Genomic DNA, 20,263 nt, shown 5'->3' with positions numbered 1-20,263 from the left:
CGCCCTCCCACGGGCGGAGGATGGCTGCCCCCGCTATTGCCGGGGAGTGCGCACCACATCACTGATCCATTGCCTGGTCTTTTCATCCAAGGGACCGACCACCCGGCTCTCGCGCACCAACCGGTCGGCCTTCACCTTCTGGAACACCATCCTGCCCAGACCGGCGAACACCGCCGCGGCAACCACCGGCAACAGCACGGACTTCGAATTCTCTGCCATCCAGCAATCCTAGTGAAGGCCCTCCGGCAACTCCAGAACCACCCGCAAGCCGCCGAAGGCCAAGACGTCCGGCGCCGATCCGCTCCGCAAAGCCGCGGAATGCGAAGGGATGCGCCCGGGCCGGTAGAATGGTAGGGCAAGCTCGCGGAGCGCCCGACCTCATGGTGAACCGACAGGTGACCCCTTGTCCCCAACACTCCGGTACGGCGTGAGACGGCACCACTCCGCTGCGCCCTTACCCAAAGCTCACGCACAGGAGTTGCCGGATGCCCCGGATCGTTGTTGACGTCATGCCCAAGCCCGAGATTCTGGACCCGCAGGGGAAGGCGATCGTCGGCGCTCTCCCCCGGCTGGGCTTCACCAGCTTCAGCTCTGTCCGCCAGGGCAAGCGTTTCGAACTGACGGTCGACGGCGAGGTCACAGAAGAAATCCTGGCCCAGGCCCGCGATGCCGCCGAAACCCTCCTGTCCAACCCCGTGATCGAGGACGTCGTCAACGTCGAGGTCGTCGAGGCCTGACATGACTGAACTCCCCCTGATCGGCGAGGCCATCGCCGTAGCCGCAGAACCGCGCCTCGCAGGGGCCCGGATCGGCGTCGTAACCTTCCCCGGGACTCTTGACGACCGCGACGCCGCACGTGCCGTGCGCCTGGCTGGCGGGACCGCCGTCGAACTCTGGCACGGTGATGCCGAACTCGGCGACGTTGACGCCGTCATCATCCCTGGCGGGTTCTCCTACGGTGACTACCTCCGCGCGGGTGCCATCGCCCGCTTCGCGCCGCTGATGTCCAAAATCATCGACGCCGCCAACAGCGATGCCAAGCTCCCGGTGCTGGGCATCTGCAACGGCTTCCAGATCCTTACCGAGTCGCACCTGCTGCCCGGTTCGATGATCAAGAACGACCACCTGAAGTTCCTGTGCCGCGACCAGGTGCTGCGCGTTGAGAACAGCAACACCGCATGGACACTGGACTACGAAGCGGGCCAGGAGATCACCATCCCGCTGAAGAACCAGGACGGCCAGTACATCGCGGACGAGAAGACCCTGGACGCCCTTGAGGCCGAGGGCCGCGTGGTATTCCGCTATGTGGGCTTCAACCCGAACGGGTCCCGCCGCGACATCGCCGGCATCTCCAACGCCGCAGGCAACGTGGTGGGCCTCATGCCGCACCCCGAGCACGCCGTGGAGCCGGGCTTCGGTCCCGAATCGCTCGATGGCATCGGCGGGTCCGACACCGACGGCCTCGGCTTCTTCACCTCCGTCCTGAACAAGATTGTGGGAGGCGACAAGTGACCACTGAAACCACCAAGAAGTTCAACATCGACACCGTCGAGAACGCCGCCAAGACTCCGGACACCGAGCTGCCCTGGGCCGAACTGGGCCTGAAGCAGAACGAGTTTGACGAAATCGTCAAGGTCCTGGGCCGCCGCCCCACCGGCGCCGAACTGGCCATGTACTCGGTCATGTGGAGCGAGCACTGCTCCTACAAGTCCTCCAAGAACCACCTGCGCCAGTTCGGCCAGAAGGTCACCGAGGAAATGAAGAAGGACATGCTGGTGGGTATCGGCGAAAACGCCGGCGTAACCAACCTGGGGGACGGCTGGGCCGTGACCTTCAAGATCGAATCGCACAACTCGCCGTCGTTCGTTGAGCCCTACCAGGGCGCCGCGACCGGTATCGGCGGCATTGTCCGCGACATCATCTCCATGGGCGCCCGCCCCGTGGCCGTCATGGATCCGCTGCGCTTCGGCGCCATCGACCACCCGGACACCGCCCGCGTCATGCACGGCGCCGTGGCCGGCATCGGCGGCTATGGCAACTCCCTGGGCCTGCCGAACATCGGCGGCGAGATGGTGTTCGATTCCGTCTACCAGGGCAACCCGCTGGTCAACGCCCTCGCCGTTGGCGTCATGCGCCACGAGGACATCCGTCTGGCCAACGCCTCCGGCAAGGGCAACAGGGTGGTCCTGTTCGGTGCGCGCACCGGCGGCGACGGCATCGGCGGCGCCTCGGTGCTGGCCTCCGAATCCTTCGACGACACCAAGCCGTCCAAGCGTCCAGCCGTCCAGGTGGGCGACCCCTTCGCGGAGAAGGTCCTGATCGAGTGCTGCCTGGAGCTCTTCAAGGGCTCGCTCGTTGAAGGCATCCAGGACCTCGGCGCGGCGGGCATCTCCTGCGCCACCTCCGAGCTCGCCTCCAACGGCGACGGCGGCATGCAGGTTGAGCTGACCTCCGTCCTCCTGCGCGACCCCACCCTGACTCCGGGCGAAATCCTGATGTCCGAGTCGCAGGAACGCATGATGGCCGTGGTCACCCCCGAGAACGTGGAAGCGTTCGAGGCAGTGATGGACAAGTGGGCCGTTGAGTACTCCTGGCTGGGCGAGGTGACCGACACCGGCCGACTCATCATCACCTGGGAAGGCGACGTGATTGTCGACGTCGATCCCCGCACCGTGGCACACGACGGCCCGGTCTATGACCGTCCGTTCGCCCGCCCCGAGTGGCAGGATTCCGTCCAGGCCGACACCTTCACCGGTTCGGTGCAGGACGCAGGACGCCCGGCCGGCCCGGCCTCGCTTGCTGCGGCTGTCACGGAACTCGTGGCGTCCCCGAACATGTGCTCCAAGTCCTGGATCACCAACCAGTACGACCGCTACGTGGGCGGCAACACCTCCATGGCGTTCCCCGACGACGCCGGCGTGGTCCGCGTGGACGAGGAATCCGGCCTGGGCGTTGCACTGGCCACCGACGCCAACGGCCGCTACACGTACCTCGACCCGTACCACGGCGCGCAGCTGGCGCTGGCCGAGGCCTACCGCAACGTTGCCACCGCAGGCGCCATCCCCATGGCCGTCAGCGACTGCCTGAACTTCGGCTCCCCCGAGGACCCGGACGTCATGTGGCAGCTCGCAGAAGCCATTCGCGGCCTGTCCGACGCCTGCATGGTGCTGGGCATCCCGGTCACCGGCGGCAACGTCTCGCTGTACAACCAGACGGGCACCACGCCCATCCACCCCTCCCCCGTGGTGGCGGTCCTGGGCAAGCTCGACGACGTAGCGCGCCGCACGCCGTCGGGCTGGCGTGAGGACGGCCAGGCGATCTACCTGCTGGGCACCACGGCTGACGATCTGGACGGTTCCGAGTGGGCCAACATGCGCGGCCACCTGGGCGGGCAGCCGCCGAAGGTTGACCTCGAGGCCGAACGCGCACTCGGTGAGATCCTGATCAACGGCTCCCGCGACGGCATGATCGATTCGGCACACGACCTCTCCGAAGGCGGCCTTGCGGCTGCCCTGGTGGAGTCCTCGCTGCGCTACGGCGTGGGAGCCCGGATCGCCCTGCAAGACATCGTGGACCGCGACGGCGTGGATCTGTTCACGGCGCTCTTCTCCGAGTCGCAGGGCCGTGCCGTGGTGGGCGTTCCACGTTCCGAGGAAGTCCGCTTCACCGACATGTGCACCGCCCGCGGCTTTGCCCACACCCGCATCGGCGTGGTGGATGCGGCCAGCGGCACCCTGGACATCAACGGCGTGGAGAGCCTGTCCCTGGACGACCTCCGCGAAGCCCACGAGGGGACGCTGCCGAAGTACTTCGGCTGATCTCCCCTCGTCGATTGCTCCGTAACCGCCCTTTTGAGTCCCCAAAAGGGCGGTTACGGAGCACTCGTTTTTAAGAACCCCTCCGCCAGCCGGCCTGTGCCAAGGCAACAAGTACTTTGGCCGCGGCCGGTTTGGCGTCGTTGAGCATGTGCCGCTTTGAGATCCTGACCTCCGTCCACCCCAAGGCGGCGTAGCGTTCGGAGCGCGTTATGTCTCTGGCGATTTGGCCTTCCTCGCCGTGATGCTCGCCCTCGTACTCGATCCCAATCCGGTACCTCCGGTACGAGAGGTCGGGCTCGTGATGCCTGCTGCCGTCGTCTGCGATGATCGGAACGTTCAGCTCGGGCTCGGGCAGTCCCGCGCGGACGATAGCGAGCCGCAGCGACGTTTCCTGCGGTGAATCCGATCCGACCCGGACGAGTTCCAGGGCCTCCTTCGCCTTCCGGAGCCCTCGTTTTCCCCGGTGTTTGTCAATCGTCCGCTGCAGGTCCCGTATGCTGCACAGCGGCATGTCCCGGCCCTCGAATTCGGGACGGGGAACGCGGACACAGGCATCCCCCATGGCCACGATTTCATCAAGGGACAGCAACTCAGCCATGTCGAGCCACGTCCGCGCCGGCGTTGTCACCGGAATCCCGTCAATTGTGGTGACTTCATCCTCATACAGCTTCATCCGGTGCACGATGACGTGGGGCCTGTCCAGATGGGCTGCGCCCTCGGGACGGACGAGGTGGCAAGCGTCAAAGGCCTCGTCCTGGCGCCGCTGCGGTAGCGAATGAAGCTCCGCGGCCGTCTGGTGGGATGCGGCGCATCGCTCGTTAACTTCGATGAAAGGCCGGAGCCGCACGCTTAAGGGGAGTGCCGCCGTCGGGCCATCCGCCCTGATGCCCTTACCAAGCCTGCCGAGGGAACGATGCCTCAGGCGCTTGGCCGAGACTCCTGCCCGTGCAGCCTCAGCCGCAGTAAAGGGACGGCCCTCAAGTACTTCCGGAAGCGGACGTGCAGTCTTCATTGCTACATCAGACCAAAACGGTTCAAACTCCGCAGAAGTTATCCACACCCCTCATCGATTGCTCCGTAAACGCCGTTTTGACGTCTCAAAAGGGCCGCTACGGAGCAATCGATGAGGTGGGGGTTAGTCTTCGCTGTGGAGCTCCCGCTGGCGCACGCTGAGCAGTTCGATCTCGGGCCTGCCAGCGACGAAGCGCTCGACGGCGGCGAGCACCTCCACGAGGTGCGCCCGGTCGGCTGCCACCAGGCCGATGCCAAGCTGGGTGCGCCGGTACTGGCTGTGGTCCCCCACCTCGGCCACGGAGATATCGAACCGGCGCCGAAGCTCAGCCAGGAGCGGCCTGACAACTGAGCGTTTTCCCTTCAGGCTGTGGATGTCGCCAAGGAGGATGTCGAATTCGATCCAGCCGATCCACATGGGCCGGGACCTTCCTTATTCGATGGTGAGCTCGCCCATCAGGTCCCAGCCGTCGCCGTCGAGCTGCCTGCTGATGATTTTGGGCGTTTCGATAAGGGCCTGCGGCATGTCCGCCATGGCCTTCTTGAAGTGGTCGCTGTTGACGTGGTCGCCGGCGGCGTCGTCCTTGAAGGCTTCCACAAGGACGTATTCGTGGGGGTCGTCCAGGCTGCGGGACCAGTCGAACCAGAGGTTGCCCGGTTCCTTGCGGGTGGCTTCGGTGAAGTCCGCCACGAGGTCCGGCCAGCGCTCGGACCATTCGGGCTTGACCTTGAACTTGACGACGATAAAGATCACTGGGATTTTCCTTCCGCGGCGAGACTGCGTGCCCCTTCAATGTACCGGGAAGTAACGTAGCGCTGCGCCGCGCGGGTCACCAGTCCGCCGGCGGCGTAGAACCAGTTGGCGGGCTTGCTGAACGCCCGGATCCGCAACCACACCTCGCCTTGGCTGTTAATCTCCACTTCAAAGGATTCCTCCCCGCGGGCGGGGTGGCCGGGCAGCGTCCCGTAGCCGAACCCCGCCGACTGCGGCACACCGTCCGCAGAAGGCTCATGGACCCACACCACCTCGCAGGGGGCGTTCAGGCGGAAAAGCCCGACGCCGAAACCGCTCACCACGCGTGCCCCGGGGACCGCCGTCACCGAATCCGCGGTGACGCGAAGCCCCGCACGGCGCTGCAGTTCCCAGGCGAGGATGCCGTCCGCCATTCGGCGGTAAGTGTCCAGCCCGGTGCCCAGGCGGACCTCTTCCAGGACACGGGCGTATCCCTCGGGGGCGCTCCCTTGTTCGGTGCTTCCCACTCCCAGGTATTCGAGCCAGACAGGTGCCTTGTCAGTCATTGCTGCCTGCCTTTTCGAGGCGTGCCCACCCCAACTGCTCCTGCTGCTTCCTGCTCAACCCCGAAACCACCAAGTCGTATGAGTCCTCCACCATGTCCCGGATCATCCCGTCCGGCAGCGAGCCGTCAAGGCGAACGCCGTTCCAGTGGGTTTTGTTCATGTGCCATGCACCGGTAATCGCCGGATGCACGGCCCGCAGCTGCACGGCAAGGGCCGGCTCGCACTTCAGGCTCACCGAAAAGTCGCGCTCGTCCATGGTGGACAACGCAAACAACTTGGCCTCGTGGCGCGTGCCCCCGGCTATATGGGCACGGACTTTGAAGACCGAGGTCTCCGGACCGAACGGAAAGTCCTCGTAGGCGCCGGGAAACGAAAGGCAGATCTTCCTCAGGGCAGCAGGGTCCATGAACGAAGCCTATAAAGCGGGACCCCACGGTGCTAGTCTGCGAGGATGTCACGCGACCAGGGAGCCATACCTGTTCTGGATTTGAGTTCCGCACGGCAGCCTTACGGGTCATTCAGTCCCGGGTTCATTGAGCAACTGCGACATGCCACCCACGATGTCGGTTTCTTCCAAATCACGGGTTATGGCGGCCAGCCGGGCCAGGCTGAACAGCTACTGGACATCGTCCGGCGCTTCTTCAACCTGCCGCTTGAGGAGCGCATGAAGCTGGACAACCGCTTGTCTCCGCACTTCCGCGGTTACACCCGCATGGGCACTGAGGTCACCCAGGGCCGGGCAGACGCGCGGGAACAGATCGACTACTCTCCCGAGCGCCAGCCCGTCCATGGTTATCCTGCCGACCAACCCTACTGGCTTTTGCAGGGCCCGAACCTGTGGCCGGAATCATTCCCGGACCTGAAGCCTGCCGCCATGGAGTGGGCGGAACTCATGTCCGAGGTAGGAATGGAACTGCTGCGGGCCATCGCCGTTTCCCTGCAGCTGCCGGAGGACTACTTTGACGAGCCGTTCCGGGATACCCCCGCCTGGATGGGCAAGCTGGTGCACTATGTGGGCGGCGTGGTGGAAGCGGCCGGAGACCAGGGCGTCGGTTCCCACGCCGATTACGGGTTCGTGACCCTCCTGCTGCAGGACGACGTCGGCGGCCTTGAAGTCCTGCCGCCCGGAACCAGCCAGTGGCTGCCCGTGGAGCCGCTTCCCGGAGCGCTGGTAGTGAACCTCGGCGAGATGCTGGAGGTGGCCACGGAGGGATATCTTGCCGCCACCATCCACCGCGTCCAGGCGCCGCCACCTGGCGTGGACCGCTACTCGGTACCGTTCTTTTGGTCGCCCAGGCTCGACGCGGTCATCAAGCCCGTCCCGCTGGCTCCTGAGCTGAAATCCGCGGCCCGGGGCATCACCGACGATCCCGCCAATCCGCTCCTCTCGTCCTTTGGGATGAACATGCTCAAGGGCCGGATGCGCGCGCACCCCGACGTCACCGAGCGGCACTACCCCGAGCTGACGGAGCGCCGGAGCTGACAGCGCCCCGGCGCGTCAGAGATTGTACTTCCAGGCGAGCTGGGCAGGGCAGGCATTCATCACCACGTCGAGCCCCGCCGCCTTGGCACGCTCCGCCGCAGCCTCGTCGATGACCCCCAGCTGCAACCACACGGCTTTTGCCCCCACAGCAATGGCCTCGTCCACCACGCTGCCCACCTTCTGCGAGTTCACAAAGCAGTCCACGACGTCGATGGGCCGCTTTTCCGGAGGAATGTCGCCCAGGTTGCGGTACCCGGCTTCGCCGTGGACCGGGTCGCCGGGCAGGTTGACGGGGATGATGTCCATGCCGAGCCTGTCGCGGATGAACAGCGACACATCGTAGGCCGCCCGCCACTCGTTGGTGGTGAGGCCGACGATGGCCCAACGTCCCTTGGTTCGCATGAGGCGTTCAATGACTTCAGGATCGTTCGTGTGGCCCATTGGATCAGCCTACGCTCCACTATTTTGCGGGGGCGGTCTTTTGGCCGTTTCCCTGGGGTGTGCCCTGCGGCCCACTCCCCTGGGACTGGCCTTGTCCCGGCCCCTGCTCTGCATTGGCAGCGGCGCCTGCCCCCTTCTGTGCGGCTGCCTGTGCGGCTGCGCCGGCGGCGTCCCGGCTGCCTGCCGGTCCATTCGACGCCGGCGTCCCGGCGTTGCCTGCTCCCCCCGCACTTGCCGGTGTTCCCTCTGCCGCAGCTGCTCCGCCGTCGTCCCTTCCGCCGCCAGCCTCACTGGCCCGCAGGGCACCCCCTGCGTCCGCGGGCGTGCACGTCAATGCACCATCCCCGCCGCCATTTTTGACCGGCCCGGCGCACGCCCGTGTACCTGCATGGCGGCCGGCGCCGGCAGAATCCCGCAGGAGGCGGGAGGCAGCGTTTCCGGCATCGGCGGCCCTGCCCGCTGCAGCAGGCAGAGCGGCATCGTTGAGTTGGCCGTCCGCCGCCAGTGCGGGCGCCCGGTAGCCGAGCCCGGCGGCCGACGGCTGCACTGGCGAACTGCTCCACGGCGGCGTCCAGTCCTCCAGCAGGTGCTGTACGGTGCTGCCGGGGGCGGTGGAGCTGGCAGCCACTCCGCCAACGCCCAGCCCCATCCCGGCCACCAGGACCAGGCCCAGCGCCGTGGGGCGATGGCGCCGGCGGCGGCGCGCCAGTTGGTCGTCCGGCTGCCCATCGGCGTGCATGGCGGTGTCTCCGGCCGGTTGTTCAAGCGGTTGTTCTGCAGAGGCAGGGACTTGTACCGGTGACGGCCCACCGGCCGCGAGCAGCAAGGCTAGCTCTCCGGTGGGCGGCGGGGCCGGCAGTGATCCGAGGGTGCCCAGCGAGAGCAGGGCGCCGCGAAGTCCGGCGTCCTGTTCACAGCCGGCGTCCTGGAGCATGTCGTCAACAAGGCTGGCGAGGTTATTCGAGGTGGGTGTCATGGCGCGAGGTACTCCTTCACAGCGGCAAGTTCCCGGAGTTTCAGCAGTGCACGCCGTTGGAGCTGCTTTACCGAACCTGCGCTTTTGTCCATGGCCTCCGCTGTCTGTTCCACGGTCAGGCCGCCCACCAGGCGAAGCGACAGGACTTCCCGCTGCTCCTGGGGCAGCCCGTCCAGCAGCCCAAGGACTTCCTGGGGCGAGATACGCTGCAGGGCCTCCGTTTCGGCCGAGCTGTCCTCGCGGTGGTCGAGCTCAGGCTCAAACGGAAGCTTCACCGGGCTCCGGCTCTGACGGCGATGGTCGTCCACCATGCGCGCGTGCGCAACAGAGAAAATGAAGGTCCGCAGGCCGGCATCCCCGCCGTGCACACTGCCCAGCCGGGGCAGGACCGAAAGAAACACTTCCTGCATGGCGGCCTCCGGATCCTCGACTCCCCGGGCCGTGAGATAGCCCAGTACCTGTGATGCGTACGTCTGATAGATGAGGCTGAAGGCAGCTGCGCCGGAGGCTGACCGCTCCGGAGCTTCGTCTGTCTGTGCATCTGTCACTGACGTAGTGCTTTCCATCAAGGGGGTGTCGGCAAGGCCAGCGCTCAGAACATCCGGAACGCTGCCCCTACTTTACCCTTCAGTAACCAGCCGGCCGGCACGCCACGGCGCCGGGGCGGGCCGTTGCCGGTCCAGCCTGTGCAGCCATCCTTGCGGAAAGACAAAAAGGCCGGTCTGGAACGTGATGGGGGACAGGTTCCAGACCGGCGCTTCATAGGGGTAATCGCTCCGGAGCCCGGGAGGGTTACGCCTTTTCAAAAAAACTTCTCAGAATCTTTTTCCCGGCCGTCAGCGGGCTGCTGCTGCCCTGGTCCACCGGGGCGCCGTCGCTTGCCGGCGCGGCGCCTTTGCCAGCGCGAAGGCGTGCAGCCTTCCCGGCAGGCGCTGGTCGTCGCACGCGGGTACGACGACGGCGCGCGGCTCGACGGGAACAGGGGCAGCAGCCGCAGCTGGTACGGCTGCGGGACGGGACACGGCGCCGGCGGGACAGAGATCGGTGACCAAGCCCATCCCGGCACATTCACGCACGGCAGCGATCCCGGCAACCACCGCTGCCTTGTCTTCAAAAGGCCCGGAGACGGCGATCACTCCCCCGTCCGGCGCCAGGAGCCGGAACCGGAAAAACGAATCAGCGTCGATGAATGCTTCGAATTTTCCGGCCATGACGATCCTTCCTTGGGCACCAGGGGTATTAACGAGTCTGGCGGCGGCGCCGGCAGCCTCACAAGACCGTTCGCGTTAAGCCTGTGTAAATTGCTGCCAACCCCGGCAAAGAACAAGCGGCAGGCCACCCGCAAAGGTGGCCTGCCGCCGTCGTAATTCTGCTCCGGAAAGCGCGCGTCAGTCGTTGATGAGGTCGTTGACCACGATCGTCTGGTCCCGGTCCGGGCCCACGCCGATGGCGGAGAAGCGGGTCCCGGAGAGCTTTTCCAGGGCCAGGACGTAGTTGCGGGCGTTTTCGGGCAGGTCCGCGAGAGTGCGGGCGCCGGTGATGTCCTCGGTCCAGCCGTCGAAGTACTCGAAGATGGGCTTGGCGTGGTGGAACTCAGTCTGCGTCATGGGCATCTCGTCGTGCCGGACGCCGTCCACGTCATAGGCCACGCACACGGGGATCTGTTCGATGCCGGTGAGCACGTCCAGCTTGGTCACGAAGTAGTCCGTGAAGCCGTTGACGCGCGAGGCGTGGCGGGCCAGCACGGCGTCGTACCAGCCGCACCGGCGCGGGCGGCCGGTGTTGACGCCGAACTCGCCGCCGGTCTTCTGCAGGTACATGCCCATCTCGTCGAAGAGCTCCGTGGGGAACGGCCCGGCACCGACACGGGTGGTGTAGGCCTTGATGATGCCGATGGAACGGGAAATGCGGGTGGGGCCGATGCCCGATCCCACCGAGGCGCCGCCGGCCGTCGGGTTGGAGGACGTCACGAAGGGGTAGGTGCCGTGGTCGACGTCCAGGAATGTCGCCTGGCCGCCTTCCATCAGCACTACCTTGCCCTCGTCCAGGGCGGTGTTCAGGACCAGGGTGCTGTCGATGACAAGCGGACGGAGCCGCTCGGCGAAGGACAGGAAGTACTCCACGATTTCATCCACTACTACCCCGCGGCGGTTGTAGACCTTGACCAGGAGTTCGTTCTTCTGGCGCAGCGAGCCTTCCACCTTCTGGCGGAGGATGGATTCGTCGAAGACGTCCTGGACGCGGATGCCCAGGCGGGCCACTTTGTCCATGTAGGCGGGTCCGATGCCACGGCCGGTGGTGCCGATGGCGCGGCTGCCCAGGAAGCGCTCCGTTACCTTGTCCAGCACCTGGTGGTAAGGGGCCACCAGGTGGGCGTTGGCGGAGACGCGAAGCTTGGAGGTATCGGCGCCGCGGGCCTTGAGGCCGTCGATTTCCTGGAACAGGGCTTCAAGGTTCACCACGCAGCCGTTGCCGATGATGGGGACGGCGTTGGGGCTGAGAATGCCTGCCGGCAGCAGCTTGAGTTCGTACTTTTCACCGCCCACGACGACGGTGTGCCCGGCGTTGTTGCCGCCGTTGGGCTTGACGACATAGTCAACACGGCCGCCCAGCAGGTCGGTGGCCTTGCCTTTTCCTTCGTCGCCCCACTGGGCTCCTACGATCACAATTGCTGGCATGGGATCCTCCCCCATTCGTTCGGGCTGCCCGGGTCCTGGCCACCAGGTGGCGGGCCCATGCAGCGCCGTTCATGAGAATGCCCCGAACGTACCGGCCTTCGCACGGCCGCAGCGCGGCACAGCGACGCAAGAGTTCCGGGGCTCTTACCACCCAAGTTTAGCCGATAGGGCACTTTGTCCACTTTGTGGCCCGCCGCGAAGGTTACTCGCCCTCAGCCTCCCCGGCGGGCCTGGATGTCTGTTCCGCGAGGCTGTTCCAGAAGGAGGTGTCGGCGTCGGCAATGGACCCGTCCGCAATTGCTGCGGCCGTGGAGGTCAGCGTGGTGACTGCCACCAGGATGTTCACGCCGTCCAGGATGCCTGCGGACTTGCCCGGCCCGAGGTGCTTGATGAACTCCACGGCGCCCTCGGTGGTGAGCTGCTCGTTGCCGTGCTGCTGGGTCAGGTGCAGGATGGTGGGTTTGGCGGGATCCGAGATGTACTTCACCAGGTGGATGTCGCGGCCCTTCACGGCCTGACCGATGACCTCCAGCTCCATTGCCGGCTGGCGGGCATCCTGGTCCTTCAGGAAGGAGACCATCTGTTCGTAGGTGGCGAGCTTGGACGTGGTGATCTGGCCGTTGCCGTCGTAATTGGGGCCTTCGCCCACCGCGTGCGCCAAGGGGGCCGGTCCCGCCACGACGGCGAGCGCCAGGGCGCCGGAGACCGCAAGGGTCCTGAAAGTTGCCAGGGTTTTCATCACAGTGCGTTACCTCTTTCGAGTGCATCGGGGTGCCGCCGGCCAGCTCCGTTGCGGCGGCAGCATGTGACTTCAGCCAACCAAGCTTAACAAAACCTGTCAATAACCTGAACATAAGCTGTAAGTATGCACGCGGCTTCGGGTCTGTCATGAGACGGCATGCGCGACACAAAGCGGCGCAGACTTGCCCGAAGGCGGGCATGTCGATTTATGTGAGAGTGAACCATCCGGAGCGGCCGAGAGACCTGGCTCGATGACGCCGCAGCAACCACGTTCCAGCAGGAATCCTGCCGGCCGAAGGTGCTACTGCCAGGACCGATGGAAAGGAAGATTCCAGCATGTCCCTGAACACCGACCACATCCGCGTCACCCACGCGGGATCATTGCCCCGCACCCCCGAACTCATCGCAGCCAACGCCGCCAAGGAAACCGACGGCGTCACCCCGGAATTCCTTGAACTCCTTGAGGCCTCCGTGGTGGAGGTGGTCCAGCGCCAAAAGGACCTCGGCATCGACATCCCCAACGACGGCGAATACGGGCACACGATGTCCAACTCCGTGGATTACGGCGCCTGGTGGAACTATTCCTTCGCACGGCTTGGCGGCCTGGAGCCAACCAATGTGGACCGGTGGGCAGATGCGCAGGTGCGCCGCTCGTCCCCCGGCAACGTGGTTTTGACCTCCTTCCCCGACCGGCGGGACCGGCAGGCGTTCAACGAGGCCTACAACGACCCGTCCTCGGGCATCCTGGCCCACCGCAAGAGCGTCACCCAGCCCAAGATCGCCGGGCCCCTGACCTACACGGGCCAGGACCTGGTGGGTTCGGATATCAGGAACCTGAAGAACGGCCTGGCCGCCGCGGGGCTGTCGGACGGCTTCGTGGCGTCCCTCTCCCCCGGCTCCTGCGCCCGGGTGGCCAACGAGTATTACACGTCGGACGAGGAACTCGTCTATGCGTGCGCGGATGCCATGCGGGAGGAATACAAGGCAATCATCGACGCCGGCCTTACCGTGCAGCTCGACGATCCGTCCCTGGCCGAGAGCTGGGACCAGATCAACCCCGAGCCGTCCCTGGAGGACTACCTGAAGTTCATCCAGCTGCGCGTCGAGGCCACTAACTGGGCGCTGCGGGACCTCCCGCAGGAACAGATCCGGCTGCACGTCTGCTGGGGCTCCTGGCACGGCCCGCACACCACGGACATCCCGTTTGCCGACATTATCGGATCGGTCCTCCAGGTCAACGCCGGTGCGTATTCCTTCGAGGCGGCCAACGTCCGCCACGAGCACGAATGGCGGATTTGGGAGGACACCAAGCTCCCCGAGGGCAAGGTGATCATCCCGGGCGTCGTGTCGCATGCAACCAACGTGGTGGAACACCCGGACCTGGTGGCAGACCGAATTGTCCGCTTTGCCGAGGTTGTGGGCCGCGAGAACGTCATCGCCTCCACCGACTGCGGCCTGGGCGGCCGGGTGCACCCGCAGATCGCGTTCGCCAAACTGGAGGCCCTGGGCGAGGGCGCCCGCCGCGCCACAGCGCGCCTCTGGTAGGGCCTGCGACTTTGGGAACGCCGGGACTCCGCTGCGCTTTGTTGCCGGCGCAGCCCCGGCGTTTCGTTTCGCGTGACTTGCTAAACTGGAAAAGACCGACCAGGAATCGGTCCACTCCATTTTCAATCCAGCCCGGATGACACGTCCCCTCGTGCGCCCTTTTCCGGCCTGGACGCAGCACCGAGCCCCGCAGGAGAACCAGCCCTTCATGACCGCCCTGGCCCCCGAAACATTCCACGAACAGCTCATGAGCCGCCGCTACGAACCCAGCGTCGCCGCCGTCAACGAACTGTGTGATTCCCTGCAGGAGGCCAAGCCCGGAACGGTGGTGCCCTACGTGGATCCCATGCACGACGTTGAGGAATGCCGCATCATCAGCCTGTACTCCAACATCGGCGAGACGGACCCGTCCGGGTTCGTCACGGCCGGGGACCAGGACGCCGCTACCCGCATGCTTGGCCTCCAGTGGAAGCTGGGACTGCGCCCCGAGTTCGTGATGCCGTGGAATGTCCACCCCTGGCACGTCCCCGGCGAAGTCAACGGCAAGTTCACTCCGGACCAGATCCAGGCCGGACTGAAGCCGCTGCTGAAGTTCCTGGCCCTGGTCCCCCGCGCCTCGGTGATCGTGGCGCACGGGACAGAGGCCAACCGACTGGCGAACCTGCTGCTCAAGACCGAGGTGCCCCTGCTGTGGCGCCGCGGCCTGAAGACCTACAAGGTCCGTTCCCTGAGCGGCCGCGCATTCGCCGGTTCCCCCGCACGCCAGGAAGAGTACCTCGAGGACATGCGTGCGGCCTACGCCGACGCCATGGCCCGGACGGGCATCGCCAAACCTTAGACCAACGACGGCGGGCGGTGACTTTCTATTCGAAAGTCACCGCCCGCCGTCGCGCTTTGAGCCCTAAGGCGTCACTTGCCTTCGATGGCTGCCTTCGCCGTGGGGTCGGAGTCGTTGAGGAACTTCTCGATCCGCTCCGGCTCGTCGGCCTCGCCGATGGCCGACGAAGCCCGGCCCAGCGAGTAGAGCGCGCGCAGGAAGCCACGGTTCGGCTCGTGTTCCCAGGGGATGGGCCCTACGCCGCGCCAGCCGTTGCGGCGCAGTGAGTCCAGTCCGCGGTGGTAGCCGACCCTGGCGTAGGCGTAGGAGTCGATGGTGCGGCCCTCAGTCCACGCCTCCTCGGCCAGGACGGCCCAGAGCAGCGATGACGTGGGGTGCTTTTCCACCAGGTCCAGGGCCTCGTGGCCGGCGTCCAGCCCGGCGTTGACCTCGGTTTCGGCGGGCAGGAGCGTGGGCTCCGGCCCCATCAGGTTCCTGCGGAACTCGTCCGACATCTAGAAGGTCTTTCCGGCCGAACCGAGCTGCTTGGTGGCTTCCACCACGCGGGCTGCCAGGCCGGCTTCGGCGGAGGCGCCCCAGACGCGGGGATCGTAGGTCTTCTTGTTGCCCACTTCGCCGTCGACCTTCAGGACGCCGTCGTAGTTCTTGAACATGTGGTCCGCCACCGGACGCGTGTAGGCGTACTGGGTGTCGGTGTCGATGTTCATCTTGATCACGCCGTAGGAGACGGCGTCCGCGATTTCCTGGTCGGAGGAGCCGGAGCCGCCGTGGAACACCAGGTCGAACGGGTTGTCCTTGCCGATCTTTGCGCCCACCTGCGCCTGGATGTCCTTGAGGATCTCCGGGCGCAGCTTCACGCCGCCGGGCTTGTAGACGCCGTGGACGTTGCCGAAGGTCAGGGCGGTGATGTAACGGCCGTTCTCACCGGCACCCAGGGCATCGATGGTGGCCAGGGCGTCTTCCACCGTGGTGTAGAGCTTGTCGTTGATGGCGTTCTCCACGCCGTCTTCCTCGCCGCCGACGGTGCCGATCTCAACCTCGAGGATCATCTTGGCGGCGGCCGTGCGGGCCAGCAGGTCGCGGGCGATCTTCAGGTTCTCCTGCAGGGTCTCGGCGGAGCCGTCCCACATGTGCGAGTTGAACAGCGGGTTGCGGCCGGCCTTGACCTCAGCTTCGGAGGCAGCCAGCAGGGGCAGGACGAAGCCGTCCAGCTTGTCCTTGGGGCAGTGGTCGGTGTGCAGGGCAATGTTCACGCCGTAGTTCTTCGCCACTTCGCGGGCAAAGGCCGCGAAGCCCAGGGAACCGGCAACCATGTCCTTGGTGGAGGCACCGGACCAGTAGGCTGCGCCGCCGGTGGAAACCTGCACGATGCCGTCAGACTCGGCCTCGGCGAAACCGCGCAGCGCTGCGTTGAGTGTCTGCGAGGACGTGACGTTCACGGCCGGGAATGCGAAGCCGCCCGCCTTCGCACGGTCGATCATCTCGGAGTAGATATCGGGGGTTGCAATGGGCATGCTGGCTCCTCTGCTGAGTTTCGTCTGTGGGTGGAAGACCCTCAAGTAGACCGCTTACGGCTAGGCACCATCCTAGCCATTCCCGGGCCGGGAGTGCTGTGGGTTACGCCCCACGGGCCCACCTACCACCTCCACCCACCCCGCGAGATGGCACTTGACGGCAATGTCCCGGACCGCGACTGCCCTCATCTCCCATCTCGCGTCCAACCGCGGCTTTGGAGTGCCTCCCGCACTTTGCGTACGACGGCGGGCCGGTCGCCCTCGAGGTGTTGCTTACCGATGCGTACTTCAAGCCAGCCAACGGCCAGGGTCCGGTCCTGGCGTTCGATGTCCCGCAGATGCTGCTCGGGCTCTGAATGGTGGCCGCCGTCGTACTGGAGCGCGATGCCCCACCGCGGATAGGCGGCGTCTGGCCAGAGTGATGGAAGCCCCCATCGGTCGAGCAGGACGTGGTTCAGGACCGGTTCCGGCAAGCCGGCGTCAATGAGCGCGAGCCGCATGTATGTTTCCGGAGCGGAATCGGCCCCTACGCGCACCAGTTCGACCGCTTCCCGGGCTCGCTTCACACCCCGCATGCCGCAATGCCTGCTGATAACGCCCCGCAGTTCGCCAATCCCGCACAGCGCCTCCCTTGGGTGCGGAAAGCCCTGCCCGTGGGAGCACACCAGATAATCGCCGACCGCCACAAGATCCTGCACCGCCAGCACTGAGGCCAAGTCCAACCACGTCCGCGCAGGCGAAGTGACCCTGACGCCGTCGTACTCCACTACCTCGTCCGGGAGGAAGGACAGGACGTGGCCCACGACGTTGGAGCGGCGCGGGAAGCTGAAGCCCCGCCGCCGAGCCAAGTGAATTCGCCAGTCACCGCTGCACGTGGAGGGCAACGGCGCTCCCCAAACGTGCGCCGCGGACACGGAAGCCAGGATGGAGGTGTCATCCAGGTCGGTATAGGCGCGCAAAGCTGCTGCGCCGGCAGCCGCCGACCGCACCGGCACCCGTATCCCCCGGGATACGGTCACCAGGTCGTTGGCAGCCGTCCGTGTCCGGGAGACGCCGGCCTTGTCCGAGGCCCGAAGGGAGAACGAACCCGTGGTCAGCTGTTCTGGAAGGGGTGCCCTGCGCATGCCCCATTTTGGCCCGCCGATGACCCCAGCTTGAGGTTATCCACAGGCCGACCCGTCTAAGGACCCGCGAGATGGCATTTAACCGCAGTGCCCGGGCCCGCGACTGCCCTCATCTGCCATCTCGCGGGGGCTGGACGTGCTGGTTGAAGACGTGCCGGCGGATCCAGGCGTGCATGGCGATGGCGGCTGCGGAGGCGGCGTTGATGGACCGGGTGGAGCCGAACTGTTCGATGGACAGGGTTGCGACGGCAGCCTGGTGGACTTCCGGGGTCAGGCCCGGGCCCTCCTGCCCGAAGACCAGCACGCAGTCGCGGGGCAGCTCGTACGTCTCCAGCGGCACCGAGTCCGGGAAGATGTCGATCCCGATGATCGCCAGTCCCTCCCCCTGCGCCCACTGGACAAAATCCTCAACGGTGGGGTGGTGGCGGACGTGCTGGTAGCGGTCGGTGACCATGGCGCCCCGCCGGTTCCACCGACGTCGTCCGATGATGTGCACTTCTTTGGCGAGGAAGGCGTTGGCGGTGCGCACTACGGTGCCGATGTTCAGGTCGTGCTGCCAGTTCTCGATGGCCACGTGGAAGTTGTGCCGCCGGGAGTCCAGCTCCGCCACGATCGCTTCGTGCTTCCAGTAACGGTACTTGTCCAGGACGTTGCGACGGTCGCCGTCGGCCAGCAGGTCAGGGTCCCAGTGGTCGCCTTCGGGCAGCTCCCCTTCCCAAGGCCCGACGCCGACCTCCGTCTTTGCGGGTTGGTCCTCCCCGGGCTCGTGGTTGGGTTCGTCTGTCATGCCGGGCGTTTGGTTCACCCTTCAACACTAGACTGGACTCTTCGGGCAACTATCACAGGCGGAGGCAGGCATGGCAGAAGCAGACCAGGTAGCAGGCAACCCGGCGGTGTACCGCAGCGGCCAGGAAATCGAGTGCTGGCTGACGGACATGGACGGCGTGCTGGTCCACGAGAACCAGCCCATCCCGGGGGCGGCGGAACTTATCCAGCGCTGGGTGGACACGTCCAAACGCTTCCTGGTGCTGACCAACAACTCCATCTTCACCCCGCGTGACCTCGCTGCCCGCCTGCGCGCTTCCGGGCTGGAGATCCCGGAGGAGAACATCTGGACTTCTGCCCTTGCCACGGCCCAGTTCCTGAAGGACCAGGTATCCGCCGGGGGCTCGGAATCGGGCAACCGCGCGTACACCATCGGCGAGGCAGGGCTGACGACGGCGCTGCATGAGGCCGGCTTCATCCTCACCGACCAGAACCCGGACTTCGTGGTGCTCGGCGAGACGCGCACGTACTCTTTTGAAGCGATCACGATGGCCATCCGGCTGATCCTGGCCGGTGCCCGGTTCATCGCCACCAACCCGGATGCCACCGGCCCGTCAAAGGACGGCCCCATGCCCGCCACCGGCGCCATCGCGGCCCTGATCACCAAAGCCACCGGCCGCGAACCGTACATTGTGGGCAAGCCGAACCCCATGATGTTCCGCAGCGCGATGAACCAGATCGATGCGCACTCCGAGACCACGGCCATGATCGGGGACCGGATGGACACGGACATCATCGCCGGCATGGAGGCAGGCCTGCATACCGTCCTGGTCCTCAGCGGCATTACGCACAAGGACGACATTGCCGCGTACCCGTTCCGGCCCAACCAGGTGCTGAATTCGGTAGCGGACCTGAAGAACCAGATCTAAAAGATGCTGACCCGGGCACCGCCCCGGGGCAACGGGAAATACTCGTCCAGCAGCTCCGTCAGCAGGGGCCGGTAGATTTGCGGGTTCCAGCCGGGGCTGGCGTGCCCGGGCGCCGCACCCTTGGTCTGCAGGTTGCTTGAGACCATGTTGTCCTTGAAAACCACAGCCCACGTCTCAACTGCGGTTTCGTAGTCCACGGTCCCGTCTTTTGGGTTGCCGAGGTAGGCCATCTTGGCTGTGCCGAGCTTCCCTGCGAACTGGCTTCCCTCGAAGTGGTAGATGTAGGCGGACTCCGTCTGCACCAAAACGTTCGACGGGGCGATCGGTGACAGCTGCTCCAGCGTCTGGTCCAGGATCTGGCGCCAGCTCCGTTCGTCCTTGTGGATGATCCGTTCCCCCAGTTCGTACCCGCCGCGCAGCGTGGAGGGGAACCTGACGCCGCTTTCGTAGAGGAACACCACGCCGTCGAACCAGCTTTGGTCCAGGACGTCGTGGGCGCCGTAGGGGCTGGAGTCCAGCAGGATGAACTGCACCTGGATGCCTTGCAGGGCAAGGAGCCGGGCAGCCACCTGGGTGGCGAGCATGCCGCCGAAACTGTGCCCGTAGAAGAAGAGCTTGGTGATTTTCTCAGCGGTGACATAGTCGGTGATCGCGTTGACCACCTCGGTGATGTTCAGCCCCAGGTTGGAATATCCGACGGCGGCGAGCCGGGCGCGCTTGTTCAACGAACCCCTGAGCGTGTTCAGTATCCACTGCGCCTCTTCCCAGCTGGTTTTGTACCCGGGGAACAAAAACCAGCTGGCGTCCGGGTAATAGGCGTCGGCGAAGTCGTCCGCAACGGAAAGGATCCTTGTGGTGCGGCGCTGCGACTGCACTTCGCGGGTCATCAGCATGTCCGCAGCCAGCAGTCCGGAGGCCCCGGCACCGGCCAGGAAAGTGCGGCGTGAGAAGCGTTTAAGGGCAGCCGCTTCCGCCAGCAGCCGGGCCTGGGGAGTCCCGCGCCGGTCCTGCGGATTCACTTCCCCCTCAAACGGCACACCACTACCGTAGGCACACAGGAAGATTCCGCCGCAAGGAGCAGGCGTATATCTTTCGGCGGCG

The 20,263-nt window shown here is 65.7% G+C and carries 24 protein-coding genes and 1 riboswitch; of the genes, 7 read left to right on the top strand and 17 right to left on the bottom strand.

Annotated features, from left to right (window positions below):
* Window positions 1–33: 33 nt before the first annotated feature.
* Window positions 34–219: a hypothetical protein gene (locus tag IEW19_RS11715; protein WP_188571797.1), complete on the bottom strand. Its 186-nt coding sequence runs from the start codon at window positions 217–219 to the stop codon at window positions 34–36.
* Between the two features lie 266 nt (window positions 220–485).
* On the opposite strand from IEW19_RS11715, the gene purS reads away from it, so the two are divergent.
* From purS to purL, 3 genes are read left to right on the top strand one after another with little or no spacing between them, the layout of a single operon-like run.
* Window positions 486–737 carry a phosphoribosylformylglycinamidine synthase subunit PurS gene (purS, locus tag IEW19_RS11710; protein ID WP_015935902.1) on the top strand — a complete coding sequence of 84 codons (252 nt, stop codon included), beginning with the start codon at window positions 486–488 and terminating at the stop codon, window positions 735–737.
* A gap of 1 nt (window position 738) precedes the next feature.
* Window positions 739–1,512, top strand: a complete 774-nt coding sequence (gene purQ / locus IEW19_RS11705) for a phosphoribosylformylglycinamidine synthase subunit PurQ (protein ID WP_188571796.1) — start codon at window positions 739–741, stop codon at window positions 1,510–1,512.
* The gene (purL, locus tag IEW19_RS11700) at window positions 1,509–3,818 is read left to right on the top strand and encodes a phosphoribosylformylglycinamidine synthase subunit PurL (RefSeq protein WP_188571795.1); all 2,310 of its coding nucleotides are present in this window, start codon (window positions 1,509–1,511) and stop codon (window positions 3,816–3,818) included. The genes purQ and purL overlap by 4 nt, the downstream gene beginning before the upstream one ends.
* 70 nt (window positions 3,819–3,888) lie before the next feature.
* Here the strand turns inward: purL and IEW19_RS11695 are convergent, their stop codons facing one another.
* The 5 genes from IEW19_RS11695 to IEW19_RS11675 all read right to left on the bottom strand — a co-directional run bounded on the left by IEW19_RS11695 (window position 3,889) and on the right by IEW19_RS11675 (window position 6,534).
* The gene (locus tag IEW19_RS11695) at window positions 3,889–4,830 is read right to left on the bottom strand and encodes a type IV toxin-antitoxin system AbiEi family antitoxin (protein ID WP_229748441.1); all 942 of its coding nucleotides are present in this window, start codon (window positions 4,828–4,830) and stop codon (window positions 3,889–3,891) included.
* Window positions 4,831–4,953: 123 nt separating this feature from the next.
* Entirely contained in the window at window positions 4,954–5,247 is a 294-nt protein-coding gene (locus tag IEW19_RS11690; protein WP_188571794.1) for a DUF503 domain-containing protein, read from the bottom strand.
* Window positions 5,248–5,262: 15 nt separating this feature from the next.
* Window positions 5,263–5,583, bottom strand: a complete 321-nt coding sequence (locus IEW19_RS11685; protein ID WP_188571793.1) for a putative quinol monooxygenase — start codon at window positions 5,581–5,583, stop codon at window positions 5,263–5,265.
* Window positions 5,580–6,128, bottom strand: a complete 549-nt coding sequence (locus IEW19_RS11680) for a DUF1990 domain-containing protein (protein WP_188571792.1) — start codon at window positions 6,126–6,128, stop codon at window positions 5,580–5,582. Before IEW19_RS11680 ends, IEW19_RS11685 begins: the two co-directional genes overlap by 4 nt.
* On the bottom strand, window positions 6,121–6,534 hold the full coding sequence (locus tag IEW19_RS11675) for an MmcQ/YjbR family DNA-binding protein (RefSeq protein WP_188571791.1): 414 nt from the start codon (window positions 6,532–6,534) through the stop codon (window positions 6,121–6,123). The genes IEW19_RS11680 and IEW19_RS11675 overlap by 8 nt, the downstream gene beginning before the upstream one ends.
* A gap of 45 nt (window positions 6,535–6,579) precedes the next feature.
* Here IEW19_RS11675 and IEW19_RS11670 point away from each other — a divergent pair, with 45 nt between their 5' ends.
* Window positions 6,580–7,611 carry an isopenicillin N synthase family dioxygenase gene (locus tag IEW19_RS11670; protein WP_188571790.1) on the top strand — a complete coding sequence of 344 codons (1,032 nt, stop codon included), beginning with the start codon at window positions 6,580–6,582 and terminating at the stop codon, window positions 7,609–7,611.
* 15 nt (window positions 7,612–7,626) lie between these two features.
* Here IEW19_RS11670 and IEW19_RS11665 read toward each other — a convergent pair whose 3' ends face one another.
* From IEW19_RS11665 to IEW19_RS11640, 6 genes are all read right to left on the bottom strand, one after another.
* Window positions 7,627–8,052, bottom strand: coding sequence for a CoA-binding protein (locus IEW19_RS11665; protein ID WP_188571789.1), 426 nt, complete (start codon window positions 8,050–8,052; stop codon window positions 7,627–7,629).
* Between the two features lie 19 nt (window positions 8,053–8,071).
* A complete protein-coding gene (locus IEW19_RS11660; protein WP_188571788.1) occupies window positions 8,072–9,028 on the bottom strand; it encodes a hypothetical protein in 957 nt (318 codons plus the stop codon).
* Window positions 9,025–9,576, bottom strand: coding sequence for an RNA polymerase sigma factor (locus IEW19_RS11655; RefSeq protein ID WP_188571787.1), 552 nt, complete (start codon window positions 9,574–9,576; stop codon window positions 9,025–9,027). Before IEW19_RS11655 ends, IEW19_RS11660 begins: the two co-directional genes overlap by 4 nt.
* 288 nt (window positions 9,577–9,864) lie before the next feature.
* Window positions 9,865–10,239, bottom strand: coding sequence for a DUF1508 domain-containing protein (locus IEW19_RS11650; RefSeq protein WP_188571786.1), 375 nt, complete (start codon window positions 10,237–10,239; stop codon window positions 9,865–9,867).
* Window positions 10,240–10,416: 177 nt separating this feature from the next.
* A complete protein-coding gene (locus tag IEW19_RS11645) occupies window positions 10,417–11,706 on the bottom strand; it encodes an adenylosuccinate synthase (protein ID WP_188571785.1) in 1,290 nt (429 codons plus the stop codon).
* Between the two features lie 202 nt (window positions 11,707–11,908).
* Window positions 11,909–12,445 carry a M14 family zinc carboxypeptidase gene (locus IEW19_RS11640; protein ID WP_188571784.1) on the bottom strand — a complete coding sequence of 179 codons (537 nt, stop codon included), beginning with the start codon at window positions 12,443–12,445 and terminating at the stop codon, window positions 11,909–11,911.
* 220 nt (window positions 12,446–12,665) lie between these two features.
* Window positions 12,666–12,770: riboswitch (SAM riboswitch) on the top strand.
* Window positions 12,771–12,783: 13 nt separating this feature from the next.
* Between IEW19_RS11640 and IEW19_RS11635 the strand changes: the two genes are divergently transcribed.
* Window positions 12,784–13,992 (top strand): cobalamin-independent methionine synthase II family protein, encoded by a 1,209-nt coding sequence (locus IEW19_RS11635; RefSeq protein WP_188571783.1) that lies wholly within the window; start codon window positions 12,784–12,786, stop codon window positions 13,990–13,992.
* Between the two features lie 208 nt (window positions 13,993–14,200).
* Window positions 14,201–14,830: a uracil-DNA glycosylase family protein gene (locus IEW19_RS11630; RefSeq protein ID WP_188571782.1), complete on the top strand. Its 630-nt coding sequence runs from the start codon at window positions 14,201–14,203 to the stop codon at window positions 14,828–14,830.
* 71 nt (window positions 14,831–14,901) lie between these two features.
* On the opposite strand, the gene IEW19_RS11625 is transcribed toward IEW19_RS11630, so the two are convergent.
* The 4 genes from IEW19_RS11625 to IEW19_RS11610 all read right to left on the bottom strand — a co-directional run bounded on the left by IEW19_RS11625 (window position 14,902) and on the right by IEW19_RS11610 (window position 18,255).
* Window positions 14,902–15,324 (bottom strand): DUF3151 domain-containing protein, encoded by a 423-nt coding sequence (locus IEW19_RS11625; RefSeq protein ID WP_188571781.1) that lies wholly within the window; start codon window positions 15,322–15,324, stop codon window positions 14,902–14,904.
* Window positions 15,325–16,344: a class II fructose-bisphosphate aldolase gene (fbaA, locus tag IEW19_RS11620; RefSeq protein ID WP_188571780.1), complete on the bottom strand. Its 1,020-nt coding sequence runs from the start codon at window positions 16,342–16,344 to the stop codon at window positions 15,325–15,327.
* A gap of 185 nt (window positions 16,345–16,529) precedes the next feature.
* Entirely contained in the window at window positions 16,530–17,468 is a 939-nt protein-coding gene (locus tag IEW19_RS11615) for a putative endonuclease domain-containing protein (RefSeq protein WP_188571779.1), read from the bottom strand.
* A 109-nt stretch (window positions 17,469–17,577) separates the two neighbouring features.
* Window positions 17,578–18,255, bottom strand: coding sequence for a TrmH family RNA methyltransferase (locus IEW19_RS11610; RefSeq protein ID WP_229748440.1), 678 nt, complete (start codon window positions 18,253–18,255; stop codon window positions 17,578–17,580).
* A gap of 70 nt (window positions 18,256–18,325) precedes the next feature.
* Between IEW19_RS11610 and IEW19_RS11605 the strand changes: the two genes are divergently transcribed.
* Window positions 18,326–19,162, top strand: coding sequence for an HAD-IIA family hydrolase (locus IEW19_RS11605; RefSeq protein WP_188571777.1), 837 nt, complete (start codon window positions 18,326–18,328; stop codon window positions 19,160–19,162).
* Here the strand turns inward: IEW19_RS11605 and IEW19_RS11600 are convergent.
* A complete protein-coding gene (locus tag IEW19_RS11600; protein ID WP_188571776.1) occupies window positions 19,159–20,199 on the bottom strand; it encodes an alpha/beta hydrolase in 1,041 nt (346 codons plus the stop codon). The genes IEW19_RS11605 and IEW19_RS11600 overlap by 4 nt on opposite strands.
* Window positions 20,200–20,263 lie beyond the last annotated feature (64 nt).

Origin of the sequence: Arthrobacter liuii (assembly GCF_014639275.1) — a bacterium.
Taxonomy (GTDB): Bacteria; Actinomycetota; Actinomycetes; order Actinomycetales; family Micrococcaceae; genus Arthrobacter; species Arthrobacter liuii.
Note: the sequence above shows the minus strand (reverse complement) of the source record. Positions and strands in the feature narration are given on the sequence as shown.